This window comes from Rhodopseudomonas pentothenatexigens (assembly GCF_900218015.1).
In the GTDB taxonomy this organism is placed as follows: Bacteria; Pseudomonadota; Alphaproteobacteria; order Rhizobiales; family Xanthobacteraceae; genus Rhodopseudomonas; species Rhodopseudomonas pentothenatexigens.
In genome coordinates this window covers 82,007-106,872 of sequence record NZ_UFQQ01000015.1, presented here as the reverse complement: position 1 = coordinate 106,872, position 24,866 = coordinate 82,007, and the positions used below count along the sequence as shown (strand labels likewise).

Annotated in this window: 24 protein-coding genes; 3 read left to right on the top strand and 21 right to left on the bottom strand. The window is 66.4% G+C overall.

All coding sequences use genetic code 11. The features are described from left to right. Window positions 1-33 precede the first annotated feature (33 nt). The 14 genes from DWA33_RS15610 to murJ form a co-directional block, all read right to left on the bottom strand. On the bottom strand, window positions 34-453 hold the full coding sequence (locus tag DWA33_RS15610; RefSeq protein WP_011156011.1) for a helix-turn-helix domain-containing protein: 420 nt from the start codon (window positions 451-453) through the stop codon (window positions 34-36). A gap of 200 nt (window positions 454-653) precedes the next feature. Further along, window positions 654-2,264: an apolipoprotein N-acyltransferase gene (lnt, locus tag DWA33_RS15605; protein ID WP_114358991.1), complete on the bottom strand. Its 1,611-nt coding sequence runs from the start codon at window positions 2,262-2,264 to the stop codon at window positions 654-656. Further along, complete coding sequence (locus tag DWA33_RS15600) at window positions 2,261-3,403, bottom strand: hemolysin family protein (RefSeq protein ID WP_114358990.1); 1,143 nt, start codon at window positions 3,401-3,403, stop codon at window positions 2,261-2,263. The genes lnt and DWA33_RS15600 overlap by 4 nt, the downstream gene beginning before the upstream one ends. A 1-nt stretch (window position 3,404) precedes the next feature. Continuing rightward, entirely contained in the window at window positions 3,405-3,908 is a 504-nt protein-coding gene (gene ybeY / locus DWA33_RS15595) for an rRNA maturation RNase YbeY (RefSeq protein WP_167443220.1), read from the bottom strand. A gap of 68 nt (window positions 3,909-3,976) precedes the next feature. Then, window positions 3,977-5,035, bottom strand: coding sequence for a PhoH family protein (locus DWA33_RS15590; protein ID WP_114358988.1), 1,059 nt, complete (start codon window positions 5,033-5,035; stop codon window positions 3,977-3,979). Window positions 5,036-5,041: 6 nt separating this feature from the next. Beyond that, on the bottom strand, window positions 5,042-6,433 hold the full coding sequence (gene miaB / locus DWA33_RS15585) for a tRNA (N6-isopentenyl adenosine(37)-C2)-methylthiotransferase MiaB (protein WP_114358987.1): 1,392 nt from the start codon (window positions 6,431-6,433) through the stop codon (window positions 5,042-5,044). 89 nt (window positions 6,434-6,522) lie between these two features. After that, on the bottom strand, window positions 6,523-7,209 hold the full coding sequence (locus DWA33_RS15580; RefSeq protein ID WP_114359057.1) for an HAD family hydrolase: 687 nt from the start codon (window positions 7,207-7,209) through the stop codon (window positions 6,523-6,525). Window positions 7,210-7,294: 85 nt separating this feature from the next. Beyond that, a complete protein-coding gene (locus tag DWA33_RS15575) occupies window positions 7,295-7,726 on the bottom strand; it encodes a Fur family transcriptional regulator (protein ID WP_114358986.1) in 432 nt (143 codons plus the stop codon). Between the two features lie 62 nt (window positions 7,727-7,788). Then, window positions 7,789-8,274: a ribosomal protein S18-alanine N-acetyltransferase gene (rimI, locus tag DWA33_RS15570; protein WP_114358985.1), complete on the bottom strand. Its 486-nt coding sequence runs from the start codon at window positions 8,272-8,274 to the stop codon at window positions 7,789-7,791. A 22-nt stretch (window positions 8,275-8,296) separates the two neighbouring features. After that, entirely contained in the window at window positions 8,297-8,992 is a 696-nt protein-coding gene (tsaB, locus tag DWA33_RS15565; protein ID WP_114358984.1) for a tRNA (adenosine(37)-N6)-threonylcarbamoyltransferase complex dimerization subunit type 1 TsaB, read from the bottom strand. Between the two features lie 133 nt (window positions 8,993-9,125). After that, entirely contained in the window at window positions 9,126-9,692 is a 567-nt protein-coding gene (locus DWA33_RS15560; RefSeq protein ID WP_114358983.1) for a NifU family protein, read from the bottom strand. A gap of 149 nt (window positions 9,693-9,841) precedes the next feature. Then, window positions 9,842-10,336: a universal stress protein gene (locus DWA33_RS15555; RefSeq protein ID WP_114358982.1), complete on the bottom strand. Its 495-nt coding sequence runs from the start codon at window positions 10,334-10,336 to the stop codon at window positions 9,842-9,844. 198 nt (window positions 10,337-10,534) lie between these two features. Beyond that, entirely contained in the window at window positions 10,535-11,587 is a 1,053-nt protein-coding gene (trpS, locus tag DWA33_RS15550) for a tryptophan--tRNA ligase (RefSeq protein ID WP_114358981.1), read from the bottom strand. A 54-nt stretch (window positions 11,588-11,641) separates the two neighbouring features. Next, entirely contained in the window at window positions 11,642-13,195 is a 1,554-nt protein-coding gene (gene murJ, locus DWA33_RS15545) for a murein biosynthesis integral membrane protein MurJ (protein WP_114359056.1), read from the bottom strand. Between the two features lie 279 nt (window positions 13,196-13,474). Between murJ and DWA33_RS15540 the strand changes: the two genes are divergently transcribed. Next, entirely contained in the window at window positions 13,475-14,476 is a 1,002-nt protein-coding gene (locus DWA33_RS15540; protein WP_114358980.1) for an adenosine kinase, read from the top strand. A 210-nt stretch (window positions 14,477-14,686) separates the two neighbouring features. Here the strand turns inward: DWA33_RS15540 and DWA33_RS15535 are convergent, their stop codons facing one another. Further along, on the bottom strand, window positions 14,687-16,381 hold the full coding sequence (locus DWA33_RS15535) for an AMP-binding protein (RefSeq protein ID WP_114358979.1): 1,695 nt from the start codon (window positions 16,379-16,381) through the stop codon (window positions 14,687-14,689). Between the two features lie 133 nt (window positions 16,382-16,514). Next, window positions 16,515-17,702: a serine hydrolase domain-containing protein gene (locus tag DWA33_RS15530; protein ID WP_114358978.1), complete on the bottom strand. Its 1,188-nt coding sequence runs from the start codon at window positions 17,700-17,702 to the stop codon at window positions 16,515-16,517. Window positions 17,703-17,944: 242 nt separating this feature from the next. On the opposite strand from DWA33_RS15530, the gene DWA33_RS15525 reads away from it, so the two are divergent. Continuing rightward, window positions 17,945-18,271 (top strand): hypothetical protein, encoded by a 327-nt coding sequence (locus DWA33_RS15525; RefSeq protein WP_114358977.1) that lies wholly within the window; start codon window positions 17,945-17,947, stop codon window positions 18,269-18,271. Between the two features lie 161 nt (window positions 18,272-18,432). Continuing rightward, complete coding sequence (locus DWA33_RS15520) at window positions 18,433-19,926, top strand: NAD-dependent succinate-semialdehyde dehydrogenase (RefSeq protein WP_114358976.1); 1,494 nt, start codon at window positions 18,433-18,435, stop codon at window positions 19,924-19,926. A gap of 55 nt (window positions 19,927-19,981) precedes the next feature. Here DWA33_RS15520 and DWA33_RS15515 read toward each other — a convergent pair whose 3' ends face one another. The 5 genes from DWA33_RS15515 to DWA33_RS15495 all read right to left on the bottom strand — a co-directional run bounded on the left by DWA33_RS15515 (window position 19,982) and on the right by DWA33_RS15495 (window position 24,865). After that, the gene (locus tag DWA33_RS15515) at window positions 19,982-21,412 is read right to left on the bottom strand and encodes a DUF1254 domain-containing protein (protein ID WP_114358975.1); all 1,431 of its coding nucleotides are present in this window, start codon (window positions 21,410-21,412) and stop codon (window positions 19,982-19,984) included. A gap of 135 nt (window positions 21,413-21,547) precedes the next feature. After that, entirely contained in the window at window positions 21,548-22,231 is a 684-nt protein-coding gene (locus DWA33_RS15510; protein ID WP_114358974.1) for a protease inhibitor Inh/omp19 family protein, read from the bottom strand. Window positions 22,232-22,233: 2 nt separating this feature from the next. Continuing rightward, entirely contained in the window at window positions 22,234-23,220 is a 987-nt protein-coding gene (locus DWA33_RS15505; protein WP_114358973.1) for a 2-hydroxyacid dehydrogenase, read from the bottom strand. Continuing rightward, window positions 23,220-24,044 carry an ABC transporter permease gene (locus DWA33_RS15500; RefSeq protein WP_114358972.1) on the bottom strand — a complete coding sequence of 275 codons (825 nt, stop codon included), beginning with the start codon at window positions 24,042-24,044 and terminating at the stop codon, window positions 23,220-23,222. The genes DWA33_RS15505 and DWA33_RS15500 overlap by 1 nt, the downstream gene beginning before the upstream one ends. Further along, the gene (locus tag DWA33_RS15495) at window positions 24,041-24,865 is read right to left on the bottom strand and encodes an ABC transporter ATP-binding protein (RefSeq protein WP_114358971.1); all 825 of its coding nucleotides are present in this window, start codon (window positions 24,863-24,865) and stop codon (window positions 24,041-24,043) included. Before DWA33_RS15495 ends, DWA33_RS15500 begins: the two co-directional genes overlap by 4 nt. Between the last annotated feature and the right edge of the window lies 1 nt (window position 24,866).

Below are 24,866 nucleotides of genomic sequence, written 5' to 3'. Positions count from 1 at the left end.
ACAGCGGAAGCCGGCGCGACGAAGGCCGATCGATCAGTTGGTCTCGTCCGCTTCGCGTGCGGCGATCCGTTCGACGAGATCGACGATGCTGCGACGGAGCTTGGCATCGGTGATCTTGGTGAAGGCGCGGGTAAGCGCCAGACCTTCGGAAGTCGCGAGGAAGTCGGACACGTATGAGGGCGACGGCGCCTCACTGAAGCCGTTGCCGTTGGCGAGGCCGCCGCTCGGGCCGCCTTCGAACAAGAAGGACACCGGGACCTGCAGGACTTCAGCGATCTGCTGAATGCGGCTGGCGCCGACGCGGTTGGTGCCCTTTTCGTATTTCTGCACTTGCTGAAAAGTCAGACCCAGCGCTTCGCCGAGTTTTTCCTGACTCATGCCCAGCATGATGCGTCGCATGCGCACACGGCTGCCGACGTATTTGTCAACAGGATTGGGCGCTTTAGTCGACATCTCACTCACTCCTCAGGCACGTGCATACGCCAACAGTTAGCGTATGAGGGTTGGAATACGCCTCAAATATCGGAGTCGTCAAATGTCTTTGGAATCCGACGCGGATTCGGCGTTAATTTACGCCGAGAGAAATTCGCCGGCTCTACGAGTGCGAATTTTCTCCAACTTAATCTCTGGTTGCGTCGCTGAGTCGCGTATTATCACGAGCCCGGCTGGCGCTTTCGTAATAGTACAAGCATCATCACTAACGCAACCAGCACGGCCGCGGGAAGCTCGCCGACCCGCGCATAGACGGTCGGCGAGACCGGCGTCGGCAGCCCCGAATCCAGCACCCCTTCGACACCGAGCCCGAGCTCCGCAACCACGCGACCGAGCGGGTCGATGACCGCCGAAATGCCGGTGTTCGCTGCGCGAACGAGGGGCAGGCCCTGCTCGACCGCGCGCATCCGCGCCTGCTGCAGATGTTGGTACGGACCGCTGGATATGCCGAACCAGCCGTCGTTTGTGAGATTCAGCATCCAGCCGGGACGGTTGTTGCCGATCGCGATCTCGTCGGGAAAGATCGCCTCGTAGCAGATCAGCGGCAGCACCGGGGGCGCATTGGGAAGGTCCAGATTGCGGCGTGCGACGCCGGACAAAAATCCGCCCTGCACCTTGGTGAGCTGGACGAAGCCGAGCTTCTCCATCAGATTCTGGTACGGCAGAAATTCGCCGAATGGGACCAGATGCAGTTTGTCGTAGACCGCCAGAATGCTGCCATCATCGTCGATCGCATAGATCGAATTGTAGGCGCGGGTAATTCGGCGGCCGGGCGGTAACTCCGGAGGCCGGACTGCTCCGGTCAGAAGAATCGTACCCTTCGGAAGCAGATCGGCGATCTGCGCCATCGCGTCCGCTTCACGCGTCAGGAAGAACGGAAACGCCGATTCCGGCCAGATCAGCAGCGATACGTCGCGCACACCGGTCGACTTCGGTCCGGTCGAGCGGTCCGACAACGACAGGTATTTCTGCATCACGTCCGCTTTGGCGGAATAGTTGAAGCGGGCGTCCTGCGGCAGGTTGGGCTGCATGATCCGCAGCCGGACATTGTCGACCAGCTTGGTCGGCGACAATTTGAGTCGAATGCCGCCATAAACCGCCATGACGGCCAGGACTGCCAGCGCGGCCACAGGCGCGGCCCACCGCTGACGCGCCTCGATGCCGCCATCGGCCAGCACCGCGGGTGAGGCGAAGATCGCCACCGCCAGCAGCGTCAGGCCCCAGATCCCGATCAGCGAGATGCTCTGCGCCAGCGCCAGCGGTTCAGTCAGCGCGTAGCCGAAGGCATTCCAGGGGAAGCCGGTCAGCAAATGACCCCGCAGCCATTCACTGATCGTCAGGCCGAGGGCGAGCGACAGCACGCGCAGACTGTCGGGGCGCCACAGCAGCCGCGCCAATGCGAAACCGAGCGCGGTGAACAGTGCCAGATAGGCCGGCAGCCCACATACCGCGACCGGCAGCAGCCAGCCGAAGGTGTCGGCGTCGACCAGAAATGCGTAGCCGATCCAATACAGGCCGGGGACGAAATAGCCGAAGCCGAACCACCAGCCGGCCATCGCAGCAGCCGGCACGCCGCGCCGCTTGCCGGCCGCCGCGCCGTCGATCAGCCATACCGCGACCGGGAAGGTGACGAACAGGATGGGCCAGACGTTGAACGGCGCCATCGCCAGCGAGGACAGCGCGCCGGCCACCAGCGCGATCGCCGCACGCTTCCAGCCCCACGCCAGGATGATGCCCGAGGCGATCCGGTTCAGAACACCCCGACGGTTCACGGCGAACCGGTCCCGTCGCCGGCCGATGAAGGAGGATTGGAGCCGGTTCCATCCACCGCGGAGGCGGCCGAATCCGGCGACGGTTCGCGGCGCCGGCTGTCGCGCGTGCGCGGCGCCGGGCGCTCCTTGCGCGGGCCGATCCGGAGCCGCTTCACGCGCCGTGGATCGGCGTCGAGCACTTCGAATTCGAACGTACCGGGTCCGGCGATCACTTCACCGCGCACCGGCAGCCGGCCGACGTGGTTGACGAGATAGCCGCCGAGCGTCTCGACGTCTTCGCCGGCCTCGCCGGTGACGAATTGATCACCGATCATCGCCCGGACGTCCTCAAGGCTGGCCTTCGCGTCGGCGATGAACGAGCCGTCGGCCTGGCGGACGATCGCCGGTGGTTCGGTGGAGTCGTGTTCGTCGTCGATCTCGCCGACGATCTGTTCGACGATGTCCTCGATCGATACCAGCCCGTCGGTGCCGCCGTACTCGTCGACCACCAGCGCCAGATGGATACGCGCCGCCTGCATCTGCGCGAGCAGATCGATGGCGCGCATCGACGGTGGCACGTACAGCAGCTTGCGGATGATGCCGGTTTCGGTCAGCGGCATCTTCAGATCGATGGCGCGTAGATCGAGCCCGGCCGGCAACGCCTTCTTGCGCTTGGCGACGGTGGCCGGCGGCACCTTGGCCTTGGCGGTCATGAACGCCACGAGATCGCGGATGTGGACGATGCCGACCGGATCATCGAGCGTCTCGTTGTAGACGACCAGCCGCGAATGCGCCGCGTCCTGAAACAGGCTGAGCAGTTCGCCGAGCTGAATGTCCTGCTTGATCGCGACGATGTCGGCGCGGTGCACCATCACGTCGGCGATGCGGCGATCGTGCAGCCCGAGGATGTTGCGCAGCATCGTGCGCTCGAGCGTCGAGAAGCCGGTATCGTCGGGCCGGCTGGTGTCGAGCACGACCTGCAGATCGTCGCGTACCGAGCCGGGCTTCCAGCCGAACAGCGAACGGATCGCGCGGATCAGCCAGTTGGTGCCGTGCGGCTGCAGCACTTCGCCCTGATGCACGACCGCGGGCAATTGGTTGCGCGCGGAGTCCGGCAACGAGGCTTGCGAACCGGTCTGCGATCTGTCGCCGTCGGGCATGTCAGCTCACCCGATCCTGGCCGGCATACGGATCCGGAATCCCGAGCCGCGCCAGAATTGCGCGCTCGGCGTCTTCCATCTCGTCGGCTTCCTGATCGGTTTCGTGGTCGTAGCCGACCAGATGCAGGAAGCCGTGTACGGCGAGGTGACTGAGGTGGTGATCGAACGATTTGCCTTCGTCGTCGGCCTCGCGGCGGACGGTCTGGTACGCGATCGCGATGTCGCCGAGCATCTTCGGCGCGCCAGCCGCCTGCGCCTCGGGTTGTGCGGCCGGAAACGACAGCACGTTGGTCGGCTTGTCCTTGCCGCGGAACGAGGCATTCAGCAGACGGATGTGATCGTCGTCGGTCAGCATCACCGCCAGCTCGGCGCCGCCGGTATCGGCATCGATCGCATCGGCGGCGGTTTCGATCGCGCGCAGCACGGTTGCTTCGGCCGATGCCTCGGCCTGCCAGCAATCGGCTTCGATAACGACTTCGGTGAAGGGACGAGCGGTGCGGGTCATCGGAGCAAAATTACTTCCTGGGGCCGCCCCGTTGCAATCAGGGCGACGCCCAGGGCGGGGCTGCGACATCACGACTTACCATTCGCCGGCGGTTGCGGCGCTCCTTCGTAGGCGGCGACGATCCGCGCAACCAGTTCGTGGCGGATCACATCCTCGGCTCTGAACTGTACCTGGGCAATGCCTTCGACCCCGGACAACAGCCGGACCGCTTCGGACAGCCCGGAAGTCTGGCCGTTCGGCAGGTCGACCTGGCTGGGATCGCCGGTGATGATCATCCGGCTGTTCTCGCCGAGCCTGGTGAGAAACATTTTCATCTGCATCGACGTGGTGTTCTGCGCCTCGTCGAGGATGATCGCCGCATTGGTCAGGGTGCGGCCGCGCATGAACGCCAGCGGCGCGATCTCGATTTCGCCGGACTGCAGCGCGCGTTCGACGATTCGCGCATCCATCAGATCGTACAGCGCGTCGTAGATCGGCCGTAAGTAAGGATCGACCTTCTCGCGCAGATCGCCGGGCAGAAAGCCGAGCCGTTCGCCGGCTTCGACCGCGGGCCGCGACAGGATGATGCGGTCGACTTCCTTGCGCTCGAACAGCTGCGCCGCATGCGCCACCGCCAGCCAGGTCTTGCCGGTGCCGGCCGGGCCGACGCCAAACACCAGCTCGTGGCGCTTCAGCGCGCGGATGTAGGAGTCCTGCGCGGCGGTGCGGGCGCGGACCGGGCGCTTGCGCAGGTTGATCGCCTCGAACGCGGTGGCAGACGGCTGCTTGGTGTCGAATTCGAACAGCGAGCCCTGGGCGATCACGGCGCGGATCGCGCCTTCGACGTCGCCCTGCACCAGATCGTGGCCCGACACTGCCTGGGCATACAGCGTTTCCAGCACGCGCCGCGCTGCGTCGCAGCCCTCGCGCGAGCCGCCGATGGTGATGTGGTTGCCGCGCGAATCCACCACCACGCTGAGCCTGCGCTCGATCTGAGCGAGGTTCTGGCCGTAGGGACCGACCAGAGCGGAGGCGGCACGGTTGTCGTCGAAATCGATGACGACCTGGGTTTCAGGCGGGTTCAAGCTGTCGCGATCGGGTTTGCGGCGGGAAACGAACGAAGACGATTCCGGTGCGCTTTTGACCAAGGGGGCTCAGGCTCCTGTGGCGGCCATCGCATCGGCCGGCCGGGAGGTTGCGGATGCGAGTTCGCCGAGCAGGCTGTAGCGTTCGAGGCTGTCGACGCGGACCGGCAGCACCTGTCCGATGATGCTGTCGGGCGCCATCACATGGGCGGGCTGCAGATAAGCGGTGCGGCCGACGATCTGGCCGGGCTTGCGGCCGGCGCGCTCGAACAGGACCTCCACGGTCCGGCCGATCGCGGCCTTGTTGAAGGCCGATTGCTGCTGGTCGATCAATTGCTGGAGCCGCTCCAACCGCTCGTCCATGACCGCTGCAGGCACCATCTCCGGCATGTCCGCCGCGGGCGTGCCGGGCCGCGGGGAGTATTTGAACGAATACGCCCCAGCGTAGCCGATTTGTGCGACAAGCGCGAGAGTCGCGGAAAAATCGCGTTCGGTTTCACCCGGGAAACCGACGATGAAGTCCGACGAGAAAGCGATCACTGCGGAAGCAGACCGGAACCGGTCGATCACGCGGCGATAATCGTCGGCGGTGTGCTTGCGGTTCATCGCCGCCAGGATCCGGTCCGAGCCGGACTGCACCGGCAGATGCACGAACGGCATCAGTGCCGGCAGATCCCGGTGCGCGGCGAGCAGGTCCTCGTCGACGTCGTTCGGATGGCTGGTCGAGTAGCGCAGCCGGACGATCCCCGGAATCTCGGCCAGTCGCCGCACCAGGCGCCCGAGCGACCAGGCGCGCCCGTCCGGCCCGTCGCCGTGATAAGCATTGACGTTCTGACCGATCAGCGTGATTTCGCGGACGCCGTTCTCGGCGAGCCGTTTGACGTCCTCGACGATCGCCGCCACCGGACGCGACATCTCGGCGCCGCGGGTGTAGGGCACCACGCAGAAGGTGCAGAATTTGTCGCAGCCTTCCTGGGCAGTGACGAATGCCGAAATTCCGCGGGCGCGGATGGCGTCCGGTGCCGGTTGCGGCAGCACGCCGAATTTGTCGTCGATCGGGAACTCGGTCTCCAGCGCGCGGCCGTCGCGGTCCGCCCGCGCCAGCAATTGCGGCAGGTTATGATAGCTCTGCGGGCCCACCACGACGTCGACTACCGGCGCACGGCGGATGATCTCCTCGCCCTCCGCCTGCGCCACGCAGCCCGCGACCGCAATCTGCATCCGCCGGCCGTGGCTGGCAGCCTCGTCGCGGGCGACGCGCAGCCGGCCGAGCTCGGAATAGACCTTCTCGGACGCCTTTTCGCGAATGTGGCAGGTGTTCAGGATCACCAGATCGGCATCGTCCACGTTCGCCGTCTCGACGAAGCCTTCCGGCGTCAGCGCATCCACCATGCGCTGGGCATCGTAGACATTCATCTGACAGCCGTATGACTTGATGTGCAGCTTGCGCGGCGGAGACATCGTGTGCGGGAGCCCGGAACAAAAAATGCGCGTCTGGCGCGCGCTGCTGACTTATAGGCGAAACCCGCCGAAATCCAGCCGGCGCCCGGTCAACTCTCTGGTGACGCCGTCGATTCATGTATTTCGCCAATGATTTCAGTTAATTGCCGCATATCGGCGAAGCACCGGAGGGCGCCGGCGCTGCGCAGCCGCGTGGCGACCTGAGGATCGCAATGGCTGCCGCCGTGAAAACCGAGCACGGTCATTCCCGCCGCCACCGCCCCCGTCACTCCCGGCACGCTGTCTTCGATCACGATGCAGCGCTCCGGTGCAGTGCCCATCCGTGCTGCAGCGTACAGAAAAAGGTCGGGGGCCGGTTTTCCGTGAGCGACCTGCTCGGCCGAGAACAGATTCGGTGCGAACCGGTCGAGCAGCCCGGCATGAGTCAGCGCCACCCTGATACGGTCCAGCGTGCCGCTCGACGCGACGCAGAATGGCCGATTCAACGAGTCGAGCGCATCGGCCACGAATGGAATCGGCTGCAGCGTGCCGGCGAAGCTGCGCAGCAGATCTTCGAGCAATTGGGTTTCGAGATCGTCGGCGAACCGCCGGCCGAGCTCGGCTTCGATTTCGCGTCGCGCCTCGCGGCCCGAGCGGCCCAGAAAGCGCGCGGCGACCTGCTCGGTGGTGATCGGATAGCCGAAGCGCGTCAGTGTCTCGGCATGGACGCGGCAGGAAATCAGTTCGCTGTCGACCAGAACGCCGTCGCAATCGAAGATGACGAGCTCGAAGGTCACATCCGCGGCCGGCTTGGAGTCCAACTAACAACGCCGCGAGCGGGACGGCTCGCGGCGGATCGGTGGCGGCAGGAGCGGCTGCGGCTCAGGACTTTTCGTCTTCGAGCGGTACGCAATACAACTCGAGCCGATGATCGACCAGCTTGTAGCCGAGCCGGCGGGCGATCTCCGCCTGCAGCTTCTCGATCTCTTCGTTGGTGAATTCGATCACCTTGCCGTCGCGCAGGTTGATCAGATGGTCGTGGTGGCTGTCGCGCATCTGCTCGTAGCGGGCGCGGCCTTCACGGAAGTCGTGGCGCTCGATGATGCCGGCGTCCTCAAACAGCTTCACGGTTCGGTACACCGTCGAGATCGAGATCTTGTCATCGATCGCGACGCAGCGCGTGTACAGCTCCTCGACGTCGGGGTGATCCTGCGACTCCGCGAGAACACGTGCGATGACGCGGCGCTGCTCCGTCATGCGCATGCCGGTGGCGGCACAGCGGGCTTCGATTTCGGTTGCCTTGGGTTCTGACATCGGCGTCAACGCGTTTGCTGGTGAATGACATTCTTAGGCATTGTTCTGCCACCGCGGGACGATCAGGACAAGTCGCGACGCATTATCAATGCGTTCAATTGTTCCCCGTTCGGCTGTCGGTAGTAGCGCTCGCGCCGCCCCACCACCTGAAAGCCGGTACGATCGTAGAGTCGTCGGGCCGGCTGGTTGTTCTCTTCCACTTCGAGAAACGCCGTGGCGACACCACGGCCGGCGAGATGGCCGAGGTGAGTGAGCAGCATTTCACGTGACAGACCGCGACCGCGATACGAGGCGGCGACCGCAATAGACAGGATTTCGGCTTCGTCCGCGCCGATCCGCGACGCAACAAAGCCGATGATTCGCCTGCCGACCCTTAGTCGGTGCACCAGGGTGTTACGCTCGCTGAGCAGGTCGGCGAGTTCCTGCTCGTCCCAGCCGCGATGAAACGACGCGGCATGCAACTCGGCGAGCTTCGGGGCGTCGCGCAGCGTCGCCGGCTCGACCACGGCGTCGGCGTAGCCCCAGAATTCGGCCAGCCAAGTCATCATTGATGGCACATACGGCAGCGCATCATGCGGCGGGCTGCGCCGATTGAGCGATCGGATCGATCTTGGGCTTGGCATCCGGCGGCCGCAGATAGAACGGTTTGGCGGGCGCGGCCTCCGGCGTTGCCGCTGCCCCGAGCCAGGCCAACCAGCCGATATCCGGGGCGGGCCGCTGATCGACCGCGAGCGGGGGCGGCGTCATAGCTGGCCAGCGCTCGGCGACGAGCTGCGCCGCGTTGCCGACCAGACGCAGCGCGCCATAGCGCGCAGCTTCCAGCGCTTCGGCGATCGGCGCCACCCGCGGCCGCACGATCATCGTGCCGTTGCCGCTGACGAGCTGATAGTAGACGTGGTCGTGACGCGCATCGATCGCCGACAGGATCGGTGTCTCGTCGGTTTCGCTGACCAGCGGCGCCGCGAAGGCCGACAGCGTGGTCAGCCCGACGACCGGCTTGGCGGCGGCGAGCGCAATGCCGCGGGCGGCCGATAGCCCGACCCGCAGCCCCGTGAAACTACCAGGGCCGGTGGTTACTGCGATGCGGTCGATGTCGAGGAAGCCGATTCCGGAGGCATCCATCACCCGGCCGAGCAGCGGCATCAGGGCTTCGGCATGGCCGCGCTGCATCGCCTGCGATTCGCCGGCGAGCAGCCGGTTGGCGTCGGTGTCCAGCACCGCCGCAGCGCAGGCATCGAGGGCGGTGTCGATGGCGAGGATCAGCATCTTGATAGCATATCAGCAGTGCGGTGCTTGCGTCATGTCCCGGCGAACCGGTCGACGGCTGTTCGAAGGAGGCGGCGTGGCGCGTGCGCCATGCCTAGTTTCGATGCGTGCCTGGCAGAGAGGCAGTCGCGCCTCAGGTCACCGGGCGAACCTCGACCACCTCGGGCACGAAGTGCTTCAACAGGTTCTGGATGCCGTGCTGCAACGTGGCGGTCGATGACGGGCAGCCGGCGCAGGCGCCGCGCATGTTGAGATAGACGATGCCGTCCTTGAAGCCGCGGAAGGTGATATCGCCGCCGTCATTGGCGACCGCCGGGCGCACCCGCGTCTCGATCAGATCCTTGATGATCTCGACCGTCTCGGCATCGTCGTCGGCGAAGAACTCGTCATCGTCGCCGTCGTCGCCGTCCGACTTGCCGTCGGCCAGGATCGGCGCCCCCGACATGTAGTGCTCCATGATGGCGCCGAGGATCGCGGGCTTAAGATGTTGCCACTCGCCCTTGTCCTTGGTGACGGTGACGAAGTCGGTGCCGTAGAACACCCCGCTGACGCCGTCGATATCGAACAGCCGCGCCGCGAGCGGCGAGCGCGCCGCTTCGGCCGGGCCGGTGAATTCCAGCGTCCCGCTGTCGAGCACGGTGCGGCCGGGAATGAACTTCAACGTGGCCGGATTGGGGGTCGGTTCGGTCTGAATGAACATCGAATATCTCCATCGTCGCCGGTTCAAGGCCGGTGCGCAGGGTGTCTCCTAGCAAATAGCCCCCGAAAACGCACGGTCAACCCGCGGCGTCTTCCGGAGGACGCCGAAGGTCTCTGACAACGCTCACGTTTTCGAGGGCGGCGGCTCGCTCATGCGAGCGCGTCGATGTCGTCGTCGGTCAGGTTGGACGCCACCATCATCACCGGCACCGGAAACGTGCCGAGATGGCGCACCATCGCCGACACGATCGGACCGGGGCCTTCGGGCCCGTCGCTGGCGGCGAGCACCAGCATGACGATGTCGACGTCCTGCTCGATCACTTTACGCACCTGGGCAATGGTGTCGCCCTCGCGGATCACCCGCTCCGGCGTGATCCCGGCGACGCCGTTGGCGCGGCCCGAGGCCCGGTCGAGCGCAAGCTCGGCGGTCTCGATCGCTTCGGCGCGCATCACGTCGGCGACGCCGAGCCATTGCTGATTCTTGTCGAGGATCTCGATCACCCGCAGCATCACCACGCCGCCGCCGACCCGCACCGCCCAGCGGCTGCCGTAATACACCGCGCGATCCCATTCGGCGGTGTCGTCGACGATCACCAGACATTTCGGCTTGTGGCCGGATTCGTAGCTCCGTCGCTGGCTGCTCAATGGTGCCCCCGGGTTCCCACGCGCGCGCCCGCGCCAACACGTCATGCTGCCATGGCGACAGCGGGGAGGACAAGGTGCCGCCACAGGCAAAGCCGTCATGCGCGGGCTTGACCCGCGCATCCATCCAATCTTGCAAGAGTCCTTTGAAGAAGATGGATGGCCGGGTCGAGCCCGGCCATGACGGGAGCGTGCGAAGCCTCAGCCCTTCTTGCGCACCATGCCCATGATGTCCTTCACGGCCATCATGGTTTCGGCGGCGATCGCGCGGGCGCGGTCGCTGCCGTCGGCGAGCACGGAATCCACGTAAGCGTGGTCGGCGGAGAGCCGCTTCATCTCGCCGGCGATCGGCGACAGCTTGGCGACGGCGAGATCGACCAGGCTGGATTTGAAAGACGAGAACTGCGCACCGCCGAACTCGGTCAGTATGTCGCCCTTGGGCTTACCGGCGAGCGCTGCGTAGATGCCGACCAGGTTATCGGCTTCGGGCCGGGCCTCCAGGCCCTTTTCTTCGCTCGGCAGCGGCTCCGGATCGGTCTTGGCCTTCTTGATCTTCTGCGCGATCGCGTCGGCATCGTCGGTCAGGTTGATGCGCGAGTAGTCCGACGGATCCGACTTCGACATCTTCTTGGTGCCGTCGCGCAGACTCATCACCCGGGTCGCCGGGCCGGTGATCACCGGCTCGGGCAGCGGGAAGTAACCATCGCCAAAGCCCTGCGCCGCGATCGAGGCCGCGAAGTCGTTGTTGAACTTCTGGGCGATGTCACGGGTCAGTTCGACGTGCTGCTTCTGATCCTCGCCGACCGGAACGTGGGTGGCGCGATACACCAGAATGTCCGCCGCCATCAGCACCGGATAGTCGTAAAGCCCGACCGAGACGTTCTCACGATCCTTGCCGGCCTTTTCTTTGAACTGGGTCATGCGGTTCAGCCAGCCGAGCCGCGCGATGCAGTTCAGCACCCAGGCCAGTTCCGAATGTTCCGCGACCTGGCTCTGGTTGAAGATGATCTGCTTCTTCGGGTCGATGCCGGACGCGATGAACGCCGCCGTCACCTCGCGGATGTTCTTGCGCAGTTCGTCCGGTCCGCCCCAGACCGCGACTGGGACGGTGATGGCGTGCAGGTCGACGACGCAGTAAACGCAATTGTGCGTCTCCTGCATCTTCACGAAGTTCACGATCGCGCCGAGGTAGTTGCCGAGATGCAGATTGCCGGTCGGCTGGATGCCGGAGAATACCCGCTGCGTGATGGCCATGATCGTGATTCCCGCACTTGGTCTGGAAAGGCGCCGTGAAGTGGCACAGCTCCGCTAGTCGCGCAAGCCGCGTGGCCGCCGCAGTGCGCGGAGCGCCCCGGCAGGGCGAATGACGCCCGCCAGCATCAAAATTGCGCCATAGACGATCAGGCCGCCGGCGATCAGCACAGCCAGCGCCGCGGCTTGGACCAAAGTGGCGCCTGCTGCCGTCGTCAGCACCAGACCGGCCGTCAGCCACAGCAGGGCGCCCATCGTTCCGGCGGCGAGCACGATCAGCACCAGTCGGCGCCGCGCCGGCGCATCGATGCTGATACCGAACCGCTGCGTGCCGCGCCCCAGCAGCAGAGCTGCGTTGCTCCAGGCGCCGAGGCTGATCGCAGCCGCCACGCCGGCGGCGCCGAACAGTCGGCCGAGCAGCACCGCGGTGGCAAGCGCGACCGCGATCGAGATCAGAGTCGCCATCAGTGGGGTACGGGTGTCCTCGCGGGCGAAGAACGCGGCCGACCAGTTCTTTGCCAGCACCTGCGCCGGCAGGCCGGCCGCCAGCACCGCCAGCGCCTGGGCGGTCGCGGCTGAATCCGCGGCGCTGAACGCGCCATGCTCGAACAACAGCCGCACGATCGGTTCTGCGAGCACGATCAGTCCGAAAGTCGCAGGCAGCGCCACCCCGACCGCCAGTTCCAGTCCGCGCGAGGCGGCGTCCGACAGCGCCGCGGCGTCGCCGCCGCGCACCGCGCGCGACAGTTCCGGCACCAGCACCGCGCCCATCGCGACGCCGACGATGCCGAGCGGCAGTTCGATCAGGCGGTTGGCGAAATACAGCCACGACACCGCCGCCGGCTGCGCGGAGGCGATGATCGCGCCGGCGACGATCAATAGTTGCGGGCCGGAATTGGCGACCATGCCGGGGATCGCCTTGGCAAGGAATGCCCGCATCGCGGCGTCGAACCCCGCCCGCAGCGGTGTCGCCAGCCGTTCGCCGCGGCCGTTGATCGCCAGGATCGAAAGCTGCAGCAGCCCGGCAACGCCGACCGTGGCCGACAGGATCAGGGCTGCGGTGGTGGGGTTGTCATGGCCGAGCAGCAGCACCGCGGTGACCACGATCAGCGACACGTTGAAGAGCAGCGGCGAGAACGCGGTGAGGCCGACTTTGCCCTGCGCGTTGAACAACCCCATCATCACCGCGACCGGCCCGGCGAACGCCAGATACGGCAGCATCAGCCGGGCGTCGCGCGTTGCCATCAGCAGCGCCGGCTGACCGACGAAACCCGGCGCCAGCATGGCGATCAGCAGCGGCATGAACACGCCGAGCAGGATCGCCAGCGCCAGTGTCGCCAGCGTGATGGTGCCGAGCAGCCGCCCGGCGAACGCTGCGGCCGCGGCAGCACCGTTGTGTTCGCGCACTTTCAGCCAGGCCGGCACCAGCGCGGCGTTGAGCGCGCCTTCGGTGAGCAGCCGCCGCGTCACATTGACGAGCTGAAACGCCAGCAGGAACGCATCCGCCACCACGCCGGCGCCGAGCAACGCCGCGACCAGCGCGTCGCGAACGAATCCCAACAAGCGTGACGACAGAGTCCCTGCGGAGACGGTGAGCAGCGGGCGGATCATCCCGGCCTTATAGCCGGATTGCCGGCGCAACGGCCTGGTGCGGCTCGGTTTAGTGGCCGATTGGTAAAAGGGGTGGCCCTGTTGGCCGGGAAGCGTCCTTACTCCCGCCGTCATGGCCGGGTCGAGCCGGCGCATGACGGCCTTGGGAACCGCCCTCGCTTGCCGCATCGCCGCCGAACGTGATAGGCCGGCGCGCCTTTCGCGCGGCCGGCGATGCACCGGCCCGACCCGCACAATCGCGGGATTTTTCTCATTTCTCCCCGCTATGGATCGAACTCGATGAGCTCAGCCCAATACGACGTCCTCGCCATCGGCAACGCGATCTTCGACGTGCTGGTCCGCACCGAAGAGGACTTCCTGGTCAAGCACGGCATGGCCAAGGGCGGCATGGCGCTGATCGACGAAGCCCGCGCCGCGGCGATCTACGCCGACATGGGCCAGGCCACCGAAATGTCCGGCGGCTCGGCCGCCAACACCATCGTCGGGCTGGCCTCGTTCGGAGCCCGCACTGCCTATCTCGGCAAGGTCAAGGACGACCAGATCGGCAAGCTGTACAGCCACGACATCCGCGCCGCGGGCGTCAGCTTCGACACCAAGCCGGCGACCGACGGCCCCGCGACCGGCTGCTCCTACATCCTGGTGACGCCGGACGGCCAGCGCACCATGAACACTTACCTCGGCGCCGCGCAGGATCTGTCGCCGGCCGATATCGACGAGGCCAAGATCGCCGCCTCGGCCATCACCTATCTGGAAGGCTATCTGTGGGATCCGCCGCAGGCCAAGGAAGCGTTCCTGAAGGCTTCGAAGATCGCCCACGGTGCCGGCCGCAAGGTGGCGCTGACGCTGTCGGATGCGTTCTGCGTCGACCGCTATCGCGGTGAATTCCTCGAGCTGATGCGCTCCAAGACCGTCGACCTGATCTTCGCCAACGAGGCCGAGCTGCATTCGCTGTATCAGACCTCGGATTTCGATGCGGCGCTGACCCAGCTCGCCCAGGACGTCGCGCTCGGCGTCGTCACCCGCAGCGAAAAGGGCTGCGCGGTGGTCGACAAGGACGGCGTCACCCTGGTGCCGGCGGCGTCGATCGAAAAGCTGGTCGACACCACCGGCGCCGGCGACCTGTTCGCCGCGGGCTTCCTGTTCGGCCTGGTCCGCAATCTCGGTTATGAAAACGCAGGCCGCCTCGGCGCGCTGGCAGCAGCCGAAGTGATCCAGCATATCGGTGCCCGGCCGCAGGTGTCGCTGAAGGAGCTGGCGCAGCAGCACGGGCTGGCGGTGTAAGTAAGTAGCGAGGCGTCGCCTCGCTAACCTCTCCCCGCGCGCGGGGAGAGGTCGGATCGACGCGAAGCGACGATCCGGGTGAGGGGGCGTTTCAACGCAGCCGAGACTCTGTGCTCGTGGCACCCCTCACCCCACCCCTCTCCCCGCAAGAGCGGGGCGAGGGAGCAGTCAGCATGCGCGGCGGCGCCGTGCGTTTTCAATCATGCCAGCTCACGCCGTCTTCGCCGCCTTCAGGCCGAGCTTGGCCTCGACCTTCTCGCGCATGATGAACTTCTGGATCTTGCCGGTCACCGTCATCGGGAATTCGTCGACGAACTCGATGTAGCGCGGGATCTTGTTGTGGGCGATCTGGCCCTGGCAGAACGCGCGGACGTCGTCGGCGGTCAGGGTTTCGCCGGGACGCGGGCGGACCCAGGCGCAGAGTTCTTCGCCGTAGCGGTCGTCGGCGACGCCGAAGATCTGGACGTCCTGGATCTTCGGGTGGCGATACAGGAATTCCTCGATCTCGCGCGGATACAGGTTCTCGCCGCCGCGGATCACCATGTCCTTGATCCGGCCCACGATGTTGCAAAAGCCTTCGTCATCGATCACCGCAAGATCGCCGGTGTGCATCCAGCCGGCGGCATCGAGCACGTCGGCGGTCTTTTCCGGCTCGTCCCAATAGCCCAGCATCACGCTGTAGCCGCGGGTGCAGAGTTCGCCGCGCTGGCCGCGCGGCACGATCTTGCCGTCGAGATCGACCACTTTCACCTCGACATGCGGATGGATGCGGCCGACGGTCGACACCCGCCGGTCCTCCGGATCGTCGACCGCGCTCTGGAAGCTGACCGGGCTGGTCTCGGTCATGCCATAGGCGATCGTCACTTCGCGCATGTTCATCGCATCGTTGACCCGGCGCATCACCTCGACCGGGCACGGCGCGCCGGCCATGATGCCGGTGCGCAGCGACGACAGGTCGAAGCCGGTGAAGTCCGGATGATCGAGTTCGGCGATGAACATCGTCGGCACGCCGTACAGCGCGGTGCACTTCTCACGCGACGCGGTCTGCAGCGTCACCAGCGGGTCGAAGCCTTCGCCGGGATACACCATGGCGGCACCGCAGGTGACCGAGGCGAGATTGCCCATCACCATGCCGAAGCAATGATACAGCGGCACCGGAATGCAGATGCGGTCCTGCTCGGTCAGCTTCATCGCGCGGCCGACGAAGTAACCGTTGTTGAGGATGTTGTGATGCGTCAGCGTCACGCCCTTGGGCGAACCGGTGGTGCCGCTGGTGAACTGAATGTTGACCGCGTCGTCGAACTGCAGCTCGCTCGTGAACGCGGCGATCTGATCGCGGTGCCGAGCGCCGCCCATGGCCGCGACTTCGTCGAATGCGATCGTCCCCGGCGCCTTCGGTCCGCCGATCTGGATCACGGTGCGCAGCTTCGGCAGCCTCGCGGATTGCAGCGCGCCGGGCGGTGAGGTCGCCAGTTCCGGGATCAGCGTGTTCAGCATCTCCATGTAGTGCGAGGTCTTGAACGCGGTGGCGGTGACCAGCGCCGCGCAGCCGACCTTGGCGAGCGCGAATTCCAGCTCGCTCAACCGATAAGCCGGATTGATGGTGACCAGGATCAGTCCTGCTTTGGCGGCGGCGAACTGCGTCAGCGTCCATTCCGGCCGGTTCATCGACCAGATGCCGATGCGGGCGCCCCGTTCCAGCCCGAGCGCAAGGAAGCCTGCCGCCAGCGCATCCACCCGTGCGGCGAATTCGCGCCAGGTCCAGCGGGTGTCGTGGCTGGGTGAGACCAGGGCCTCGCGATCCGGCCACAGCGCGGCGGCGCGATCGAGCGCCTGACCGATGGTGATGCCGAGAAGCGGCGCGTCGGAGACGCCGCAGACATAGCTGGGGGTCGATGGGGTCACGTCCTTGGTCCTCGCCTGTATCGCCCGGACGATGTCGAGCGCCGGGTCGTCGTCGTGTGGGCATATCGCCTCTTTTCACGAAGCATAGCGCCGCCGGCGGGGCTTTGCGACTCCGCCGGCGGCGCCAGAGATATCAGGCCGCCTGTTGGCCGGCACCGAGGCCGGCATAGATGCCGCGCTCGAAGGCGGCGAACGCCTCCAGGCACTTGGCATCGGCGAACGGCAACACCTGCATCAGGATCACGCCGCAGACGTCGCGTGCCGGATCGATCCAGTAATAGGTGTTGGCGAGGCCGGCCCAGGCCAGGCTGCCGGCGCTGCGGCCTTCGGGCGTGGCCTCGGTGTTGATCAGGAAGCTGAGGCCCCACTTCTTGTCCATCCCCGGATAGAGATCGACGTCGTTGGTGGCGAACGGGATCGCCGCGTTCAGCTTGGTGACGTTGAGATCGCCGATATGGTTCTGACCCATCAGCGCCACCGTCTCCGGCTTCAACACCTGATTGCCGCCGGCGCGGCCCTTGTCGAGGATCATCTGGGTGAACTTGAGATAGTCCGCCGCCGTGCCGTAAAGGCCGCCGCCGCCCATGTGGAATTCCGGCTCCTGCGCCACCTCGAACGGGATCGGCGACAGCGAGCCGTCCTCGCCGCGGGCGTGCACCGCAACCAGCCGCTGGCGCTGGGCGCCGCTGATCTTGAAGCCGGTGTCGGTCATGCCGAGCGGCGCAAACAGATGATCGCGCAAGTAAGCGTCGAGCTTGACGCCGCTCGCCGCCTCCACCGCCTTGCCGGCGAAATCGATGTTGATGCCGTATTCCCAGCGGGTGCCCGGATCGGAAGCGAGCGGGGTCTTCAGCGCCGCTTCCTGGCAGCCGATGATGCCGGGAATGCCGTGCCGCTCCATGTACTTCACCATGTCGGCATTCCACATGTCGTAGCAGAATCCGGCGGTGTGGGTGAGCAGGCGCCGCAGCGTGATCGGCGTTTTGGCGGGCCGCGTCTTCGGCGTGCCGTCGGCGTCGAAGCCGTCGAGCACCAGGGGCTCGGCGAGGTCGGGCAGCACTTTACCGATCGGCTCGTCGAGCGACAGCTTGCCCTGCTCGACCAGTTGCATCGCGGCCGCGGCGGTGATCGCCTTGGTCATCGACGCGATCCAGAACACGCTGTCGGCGGTCATCGCCGGCGGTTTCGACAGGTCGCGCTTGCCGAACGCACCCTGGTACAACACCTCGTGCGAATTGCCGGCGATCGCCACGACGCCCGGGATGTCCCCGTGCTCGCTCATCTGCCGCAAGCTCTGATCGATCTGGCTGCTGCTCTGCATCGTCGTCCTCCCTTGTCTGGTTGGCAGTTTTTGAAAGCGGCCGGATTGTTCACCCGGCGGCCCCGCGCGGCAAGCGGTATGGCCGGCCGTCGACAAAGTCTCGCAATTGCGAGCGGATGCCGGGAGGGTCGCTCGGAACGAACCGGGGCGCGTCGCGTTCACAAAGTCGCCGCAGTGTTGAACCTCTCGGCAATCACCATCGTCCAACTCGAAGTTGCGAAGCCTTCGCCCGGAGCACCGAGATGATCCCGACCTGGAGTGACTGGAAGCGCTATCCGCAGCCCGGCCGCAGCGACAACATCGAGGCGCCGATCAGTCCTGGGATCTACGAGGTGCGCTACGCGCAGACCGGCGCGCTCTATGGGTTCGAGGCCGTCGACAACCTCGCCGTGGCGCTGGCGCAGCTTCCCGTGAGATCGCGTGTGGGATCGTGGTTCGGCCGCCGCGCCGCACAGCCGTTTCCGGAGCTCGAATACCGCGTCTGCGCCACCACTTCCCGGGCGCATGCCCGGACCGCCGCCGAACGGATGATCAATCTGCGCAGCACCTGGATCGCCGGCGCGGCCTGACAATGTTGCGGCGCGGTCATTGTCCGCCGCGAGGCTGCGCCATGATGCGAAGGGCGATGCCGGCGTTGCGCTGTGTTGCGCGAGATCTGCGCCTATATTGACCGGCGACAGGGACCGTTCTGGGTCCCGCCTGCGATCCACCTGCAACGCCGGAGCATTCGATGTCCCCCACCGCCACCGCCCGCACCGCCGCTCAAGCCGCATCGCTGCGCGATCGTTTGAAGGACCCGTCGCTGCTGCGCGAGCAGTGCTACATCGACGGCGCCTGGACCGGCAGCGGGTCGATTGCGGTGACCAATCCGGCGACGGGCGGCGAAATCGGCCGGATTCCGAGCCTCGGAGCCACCGAGGCGACGGCGGCGATCGAAGCCGCCGAGCATGCGTTTCCGGCCTGGGCCAAGCTCACCGCCAAGCAGCGTTCCAACATTTTACGCAAATGGTTCGAGCTGATCGTCGCCAATCGCGAGGATCTGGCGCTGATCCTCACCAGCGAACAGGGCAAGCCGCTCACGGAAGCGCTCGGTGAAGTCGATATCGGCGCCGCCTATATCGAGTTCTTCGCCGAGGAGGCGCGTCGGGTGTATGGCGAGACCATTCCGACCCAGCGCCCCGACGCGCGGCTGATCGCGATCAAGCAGCCGATCGGGGTCTGCGCCGCGATCACGCCGTGGAATTTTCCGAACTCGATGATCACCCGCAAGGTCTCGCCGGCGCTGGCGGCCGGCTGCACCGTGGTGCTGAAACCGGCCGAAGAGACGCCGTTCTCGGCGCTGGCGCTGGCGGCGCTGGCCGAGAAGGCCGGCCTTCCGAAGGGCGTGTTCAACATCGTCACCGGCGATGCGCCGCCGATCGGCAAAGTGTTCTGCGAGCATCCGGCGGTGCGGTTCGTCGGCTTCACCGGGTCCACCGAAGTCGGCAAAATTCTCTACAAGCAGTCCGCCGTCGGGGTGAAGAAGCTCGGCCTCGAACTCGGCGGTAACGCTCCGTTCATCGTGTTCGACGATGCCGATATCGACGCCGCGGTCGAAGGCGCGATGGTGTCGAAATATCGCAACATGGGCCAGACCTGCGTCTGCGCCAATCGGCTCTACGTGCAGGACGGCGTCTACGATGCCTTCGTCGAGAAGCTCGCCGCCAAGGTCAAGGCGATGAAGGTCGGCAACGGCACCGAGCAGGGCGTGACCCAAGGGCCGCTGATCAACGATGCCGCGGTCGAGAAGACCGAGCGGCACATTGCAGACGCGCTGGCGAACGGCGCCAAGGTGATCACCGGCGGCAAACGCCACGCGCTCGGCGGCACCTTCTTCGAGCCGACCGTGCTGGCGGATGTCCGGCCCGACGCGCTGGTGGCCCATGAAGAAACCTTCGGGCCGCTGGCGCCGGTGTTCCGCTTCAAGGACGAGGCCGAAGTCGTCAAGCTCGCCAACGCCTCGCCGTTCGGCCTCGCCAGCTACTTCTACGCCCGCGATTTGGGGCGCGTCTGGCGGGTCGCCGAGGCGCTGGAGAGCGGCATGGTCGGCGTCAACACCGGACTGATCACCACCGAAGTCGCCCCGTTCGGCGGCGTCAAGGAGAGCGGCCTCGGCCGCGAAGGCTCGCATCACGGCATCGAAGAATATGTCGAGATCAAATACGTGATGATGGCCGGGATCTGAGAGGCGGCTTGGTCGGACGACGGCGCGCCGGATCACGCGCCGTCATCCGGCCTCGCTACTGGCCGAGCGGGATCGGCGGCTGCACCCGCGTCACCGCCGGCGGCGCCCAGCGGCCGGTCAGGGCTTCCTGCTTGGGCGCGTACATCCGCATCGTCAGGGTGAACGGTCCCTTCGGGGCCGGCAGCCAGTTGGATTCGTAGTCGGTGCCGGGGCTGGCGTTCTGGATCAAGAGGTCGAGCGAGCCGTCGGCATTGTGCTTCAGCGGCATCCAGCTACTCAGCGCCTGGCGCTGCAGCGGGTTGGGCACGGGGAAGCCGTCGGGATCGTACAGCGTCAGCGACCAGAACGCATCGACCGGCGGCGTCGCGCCTTTGCCGAAATGCAGCACGTAGTTGCTGGTGCCGTCGAGCGGCTTGCCGGCGTCGTCGACGAAGTTGACCGGATAGATCGCATCCTCCGGCACGTTGGCGCCGAGCCCGAACTGGGCGACGATGGCGCGCTTCAGGTAGTAATTGCCGTACACCCCCATGGTGTCGATGTTCATGCTCCAGCCATTGGTCACGCGGGCCATGGTCGGCATTTTCCAGCTCATCAGCTTCAAGGCTTCGGCCGGCGCCGCGGCGAACGCCTTGCGCACATGGGGATCGGCCTTGCCGAGATCGAAGCTCTTGCCCGGCTCCAGCCCGATCCGGCGCAGCCGCGCGATGATCGGCTGGTCGGTGATATGCGGCGGGTTCTGTTTCAGGAGCTCGGCCGCGTAGGCGAAAAACGGGCCGGCCGGCATGGCGTCGACCTGCTGCTTCGGCGGGGTCTTCATGTCGACCGCGGGATCGGGCACGAAGGCAGGCGGCGGCACCGGCGGCTTGCCCCACTGCGACAGCGGGGTCGCAGTGTAGCCGGCCTGGATCTGGTGCACCGCTGCGTAGTCCGCCGGCCCGTCGGTCTTGGTGCGGCCGATGATCCAGACGATCGGCGTCGGCGCCTCGATCCGCTGCATCCCGGCCGGCACCGTGCCGGTCCAGCCGGGTGGGGTGACGAGGAAATTCTGCGCGGCCGTTCCGGTCGTGCGCCAGCCGGGCGAGGCGAACACGTCGGTCCACATGTCCAGCATCGGCAGCAGATAGTAGCGGCCGTTCGTGTCGGGCGCCGTCACCACCATCGGCTCGCGCGACAGATCCAGCCAGGCGATCGAATACAGCGTGTCGAAATTCGGCCGGACCACCGTCTTGAAATCGGCCGGCGGATAGGCCGGCACGTTGACGAAGCTGTTCATCGGGCCTTTGCCGAATTCCTTGCCGGGCTCGATGTTGGTCGACTGCTTACGGGTGATATCCATCGTCAGCAGCGGATAGAAGTACAGATAGGCCTGCACGCCGATGGCATGGGCCTCCTCCTCGGTCACCGGTGCCTGCTGGGATCGCGCCGGAGCCACCGTCATCAGCAGCGCCGTCACGACGGCGAGCGCCGCCCGTGCATGCCGTGTCATGTCCTGATCCTCCCTCGTCGTCTTGCGAGTGGGGAAGGATGCTTGCGGAAGCGGTGCGTGTTCCTTGACTCACGTCAAGCGCAGCCGCGGCGGAGTACCGCTGCGCCGCGGTCCACGTAGTACTACGAGGGACGATTACTGCCGCAGCATGATCAGCGGATCGGCGCTGTCGGGCATCTTGCGCCATTGCGCGTTGTCGTCGGCTTCGAACCGCCAGGTCTCGCCGCTCGGCGCGACCAGCAGCATCGCGCCGTGATCCAGCCGCCACATCGTCGGGCCGAAGCCGGCGATCTGCGGGTCGCAGCGCGGTTTGAGGAAGGCCTGGAAGTTGTCGGCAGTCGCCTCGGTGTTGGTCAGCGTCAGGCCGCAGACCTGACGTCCGTTGCCGCGCACCATCGCCCAGTCGCCGATCATCTGGTCCATCGATTTGGCGAGCGAGCGGGCGGCGACCAGGTTCTGCAGGATGTAAATGCCCTCGCCGTCGCGGTGGCCTTCGAAAATCCCGCTCTCGACTTCGGTGAAATCGATCACCGGTTCGCCGTCGGCGGTCTCCAGCCGGACGATGTCCAGGCCCCTGACGTCCCAGGCGGCGATGTCCTTGGTGAACGGCAGGGTCTTGGCGCAATCCGGCTCCAGCGCCAGCTTATGCCCTTTGGCGGCGGGCTCTGACGACAGCGTGACGACGCAGGTCTTGCTGCGCTCGGTGGTCGCCAGCTCCCACTGGCCGACCATGTCCTTCTTCATCGTCGCCGCGTCCTGCGCCGCGGCGGCGGACGCGAGCAGCGCCGTGAAGATCGCCGTGCCGAACGCGCGCCACATCGTCAGCGGCCTTTCACCGGCGTTTCGGCCACCGGCGTCAGCGGCGGACGGCCCGAGAACCAGGCTTTCAGATTGTCGACCACGAGCTGGTTCATGGCGTTGCGGGTTACGATCGAAGCCGAACCGACATGCGGCAGCAGCACCACGTTGTCCATTGAGCGCAGCTCCTCGGGCACGTTCGGCTCGGCCGCGAACACGTCGAGCCCGGCCGCCAGGATCCTGCCGGATTTCAGCGCGGCGATCAGCGCGTCTTCGTCGATCACCGAGCCCCGCGCGACGTTGATCACCACGCCGCGCGGCCCCAGCGCGTCGAGCACCTCGGCATTGATCAGCTTGGCGGTGGCCGGGCCGCCCGGGGTGATCACCACCAGCGTGTCGACCTCCTTGGCCATCTCGATCAGGTTCGGATAGTGCTGATAGGCGACGCCGAGCGCCGGATTGCGCGAGTGATACACCACCGGCACCAGCGAGGCGTCGAGCCGGCGGGCGATCGCCTGGCCGATCCGTCCCATCCCGACCATGCCGACCTTGCGGTCGCGCAGCGAGCCGGTGCTGAGCGGATAGTCCTGGGTCTGCCACAGGCCGGCGCGGACATATTTGTCGGCGCGGATGAATTCGCGCAAGGTCGCGATCAGCAGCCCGAGCGCGGTATCGGCAACCTCCTCGGTGAGCACGTCGGGGGTGTTGGTGACGACGACGCCGTGCTGCGCCGCCCAGGCGGAATCGACGTGGTCGTAGCCGACCCCGAAACTCGCCACGATCTCCAGCTTCGGAAAACCCGCCAGCATCGCGGCGCCGGTCGGCACCAGTCCAGTGACCGCGATCCCGCGGATGCGGCCGCGGACCTCCTCGCTCACGCCGTCGAGTTCGTCCGCGCGCTCGCATTTGTGCAGCACATAGCCGTCGGGGAATCCCTGCTCGATTACCTCTTTGCGCGGACCGTAGATCAATAGATCGATCGGCTCCGACGCGCCCGTTTCCCCCGGCATCAATTATCCTTTCCCAGCGCGCTTTCGTGCCAGCGCCGCAGCAGCAGATGCGACAGCAGCGCCAGCAGCAGATAGATCACAATGCCTGCCGACGACAGCAACAGCAATGCCGCGAACATGCGCGGAATGTTGAGCCGGTATCCGGATTCGGCAATCCGGTAGGCGAGTCCGGAGCCGGCACCCGCCGAGCCCGCGGCGATCTCGGCCACCACGGCGCCGATCAGCGACAGCCCGCCCGCGATCCGCAGGCCGCCGAGAATATAGGGCAGCGCCGCCGGCAGCTTCAGCCGCAGCAGCGTCTGCCAGCGCGAGGCGCCGTACAGCCGGAACAGCCCGGCCAGATTGCGGTCGACCGAGTTCAGTCCCAGCGTGGTGTTGGCCAGCACCGGGAAGAACGCCACGATCCAGGCGCAGACGATCACCGCGGTTTCCTGCGGCAGATAGATCAGCAGCAGCGGCGCGATCGCGATCACCGGCGTCACCTGCAGCACCACCGCGTAGGGAAACAGCGAGTATTCCAGCAGCCGCGACTGGTTGAACAAGAGCGCCAGCACGATGCCGCCGACCGCGGCGGCGACGAAGCCTTCCAGCGTGGTCAGCAGCGTGGTCAGCAGCGAGCCGAACAGTACCGGCCAGTCCTGTATCAGCGTCGAGGCGACCAAGAGCGGCCCCGGCAGCACGTAAGCCGGGATCTGGTTGAGCCGCACCACCAGATCCCACGCCACAATCGTGAGGACCAGCACCACCATCGGTAGCGCAACGCGCAGACCGCCCCGGCTGCCGAGCGGCAACGACTCGTCGGGCGGCACCGGCGGGTCGCTCATGCGCGCGCCTCGGCGGCGATCGGCACGGCTTCGCTCGCCGATGCCAGCGCGCGCGACACGTCGCGGCAGCGCGCTGCATAGCCCGTGGAGAGTCGGAATTCTTCGCCGCGCGCCACCGGCGCATCGATCTCGAACGCGGCGGCGATCCGGCCCGGGCGGGGGGTCATCACCACCACGCGCTGCGACAGATAGACCGACTCGAACACCGAATGGGTGACGAACACCACGGTCATCTGCAAGTCGCGCCACAGCGCCAGCAGGTCGTCGTTGAGCCGGAACCGGGTGATCTCGTCGAGCGCGGCGAACGGCTCGTCCATCAGCAGCACCTCCGGCCGCGTCACCAGCGCCCGCGCCAGCGATGCCCGCATCTTCATGCCGCCGGACAGTTCGCGCGGAAACGCGTCGGCGAATTCGGCGAGGTCGACCCGCGCCAGTGCCTCGTCGACCCGTCGGTCGGCCTCGGCGCTCGCGACATGCGCCAGCTTCAGCGGCAGGGCGATGTTGCGGCGGACGCTGGCCCACGGCATCAGCGTCGGCTCCTGAAACACGAAACCGATCGGGTGCTCACCGGTCGCACGGCCGTCTGCAGCGGCGACCTCGACCCGGCCTGAAGACGGAGCGGCGAGGCCTGCGATTATCCGCAACGCCGTCGACTTGCCGCAGCCCGACGGCCCGAGCAGCGAGACGAATTCGCCGCGGCCGATCTCCAGATCGATCGGCCCGAGCGCGGTGGTGCCGCTACGATAAGTCTTGGTGACCGCGCGCAACCCGATCGCCGCCGTGCCGCGGCCGGAGACCGATGATGCGGTCGGCGGCGCCATC

Bases quoted from the DNA above. Each gene is read 5' to 3' on its own strand.
- DWA33_RS15610 (WP_011156011.1), bottom strand. From the start codon at position 453: ATGTCGACTAAAGCGCCCAATCCTGTTGACAAATACGTCGGCAGCCGT.
- DWA33_RS15600 (WP_114358990.1), bottom strand. From the start codon at position 3,403: ATGCCCGACGGCGACAGATCGCAGACCGGTTCGCAAGCCTCGTTGCCG.
- ybeY (WP_167443220.1), bottom strand. From the start codon at position 3,908: ATGACCCGCACCGCTCGTCCCTTCACCGAAGTCGTTATCGAAGCCGAT.
- miaB (WP_114358987.1), bottom strand. From the start codon at position 6,433: ATGTCTCCGCCGCGCAAGCTGCACATCAAGTCATACGGCTGTCAGATG.
- DWA33_RS15575 (WP_114358986.1), bottom strand. From the start codon at position 7,726: ATGTCAGAACCCAAGGCAACCGAAATCGAAGCCCGCTGTGCCGCCACC.
- rimI (WP_114358985.1), bottom strand. From the start codon at position 8,274: ATGATGACTTGGCTGGCCGAATTCTGGGGCTACGCCGACGCCGTGGTC.
- tsaB (WP_114358984.1), bottom strand. From the start codon at position 8,992: ATGCTGATCCTCGCCATCGACACCGCCCTCGATGCCTGCGCTGCGGCG.
- DWA33_RS15560 (WP_114358983.1), bottom strand. From the start codon at position 9,692: ATGTTCATTCAGACCGAACCGACCCCCAATCCGGCCACGTTGAAGTTC.
- trpS (WP_114358981.1), bottom strand. From the start codon at position 11,587: ATGGCCATCACGCAGCGGGTATTCTCCGGCATCCAGCCGACCGGCAAT.
- murJ (WP_114359056.1), bottom strand. From the start codon at position 13,195: ATGATCCGCCCGCTGCTCACCGTCTCCGCAGGGACTCTGTCGTCACGC.
- DWA33_RS15540 (WP_114358980.1), top strand. From the start codon at position 13,475: ATGAGCTCAGCCCAATACGACGTCCTCGCCATCGGCAACGCGATCTTC.
- DWA33_RS15530 (WP_114358978.1), bottom strand. From the start codon at position 17,702: ATGCAGAGCAGCAGCCAGATCGATCAGAGCTTGCGGCAGATGAGCGAG.
- DWA33_RS15525 (WP_114358977.1), top strand. From the start codon at position 17,945: ATGATCCCGACCTGGAGTGACTGGAAGCGCTATCCGCAGCCCGGCCGC.
- DWA33_RS15520 (WP_114358976.1), top strand. From the start codon at position 18,433: ATGTCCCCCACCGCCACCGCCCGCACCGCCGCTCAAGCCGCATCGCTG.
- DWA33_RS15515 (WP_114358975.1), bottom strand. From the start codon at position 21,412: ATGACACGGCATGCACGGGCGGCGCTCGCCGTCGTGACGGCGCTGCTG.
- DWA33_RS15510 (WP_114358974.1), bottom strand. From the start codon at position 22,231: ATGTGGCGCGCGTTCGGCACGGCGATCTTCACGGCGCTGCTCGCGTCC.
- DWA33_RS15505 (WP_114358973.1), bottom strand. From the start codon at position 23,220: ATGCCGGGGGAAACGGGCGCGTCGGAGCCGATCGATCTATTGATCTAC.
- DWA33_RS15500 (WP_114358972.1), bottom strand. From the start codon at position 24,044: ATGAGCGACCCGCCGGTGCCGCCCGACGAGTCGTTGCCGCTCGGCAGC.
- DWA33_RS15495 (WP_114358971.1), bottom strand. From the start codon at position 24,865: ATGGCGCCGCCGACCGCATCATCGGTCTCCGGCCGCGGCACGGCGGCG.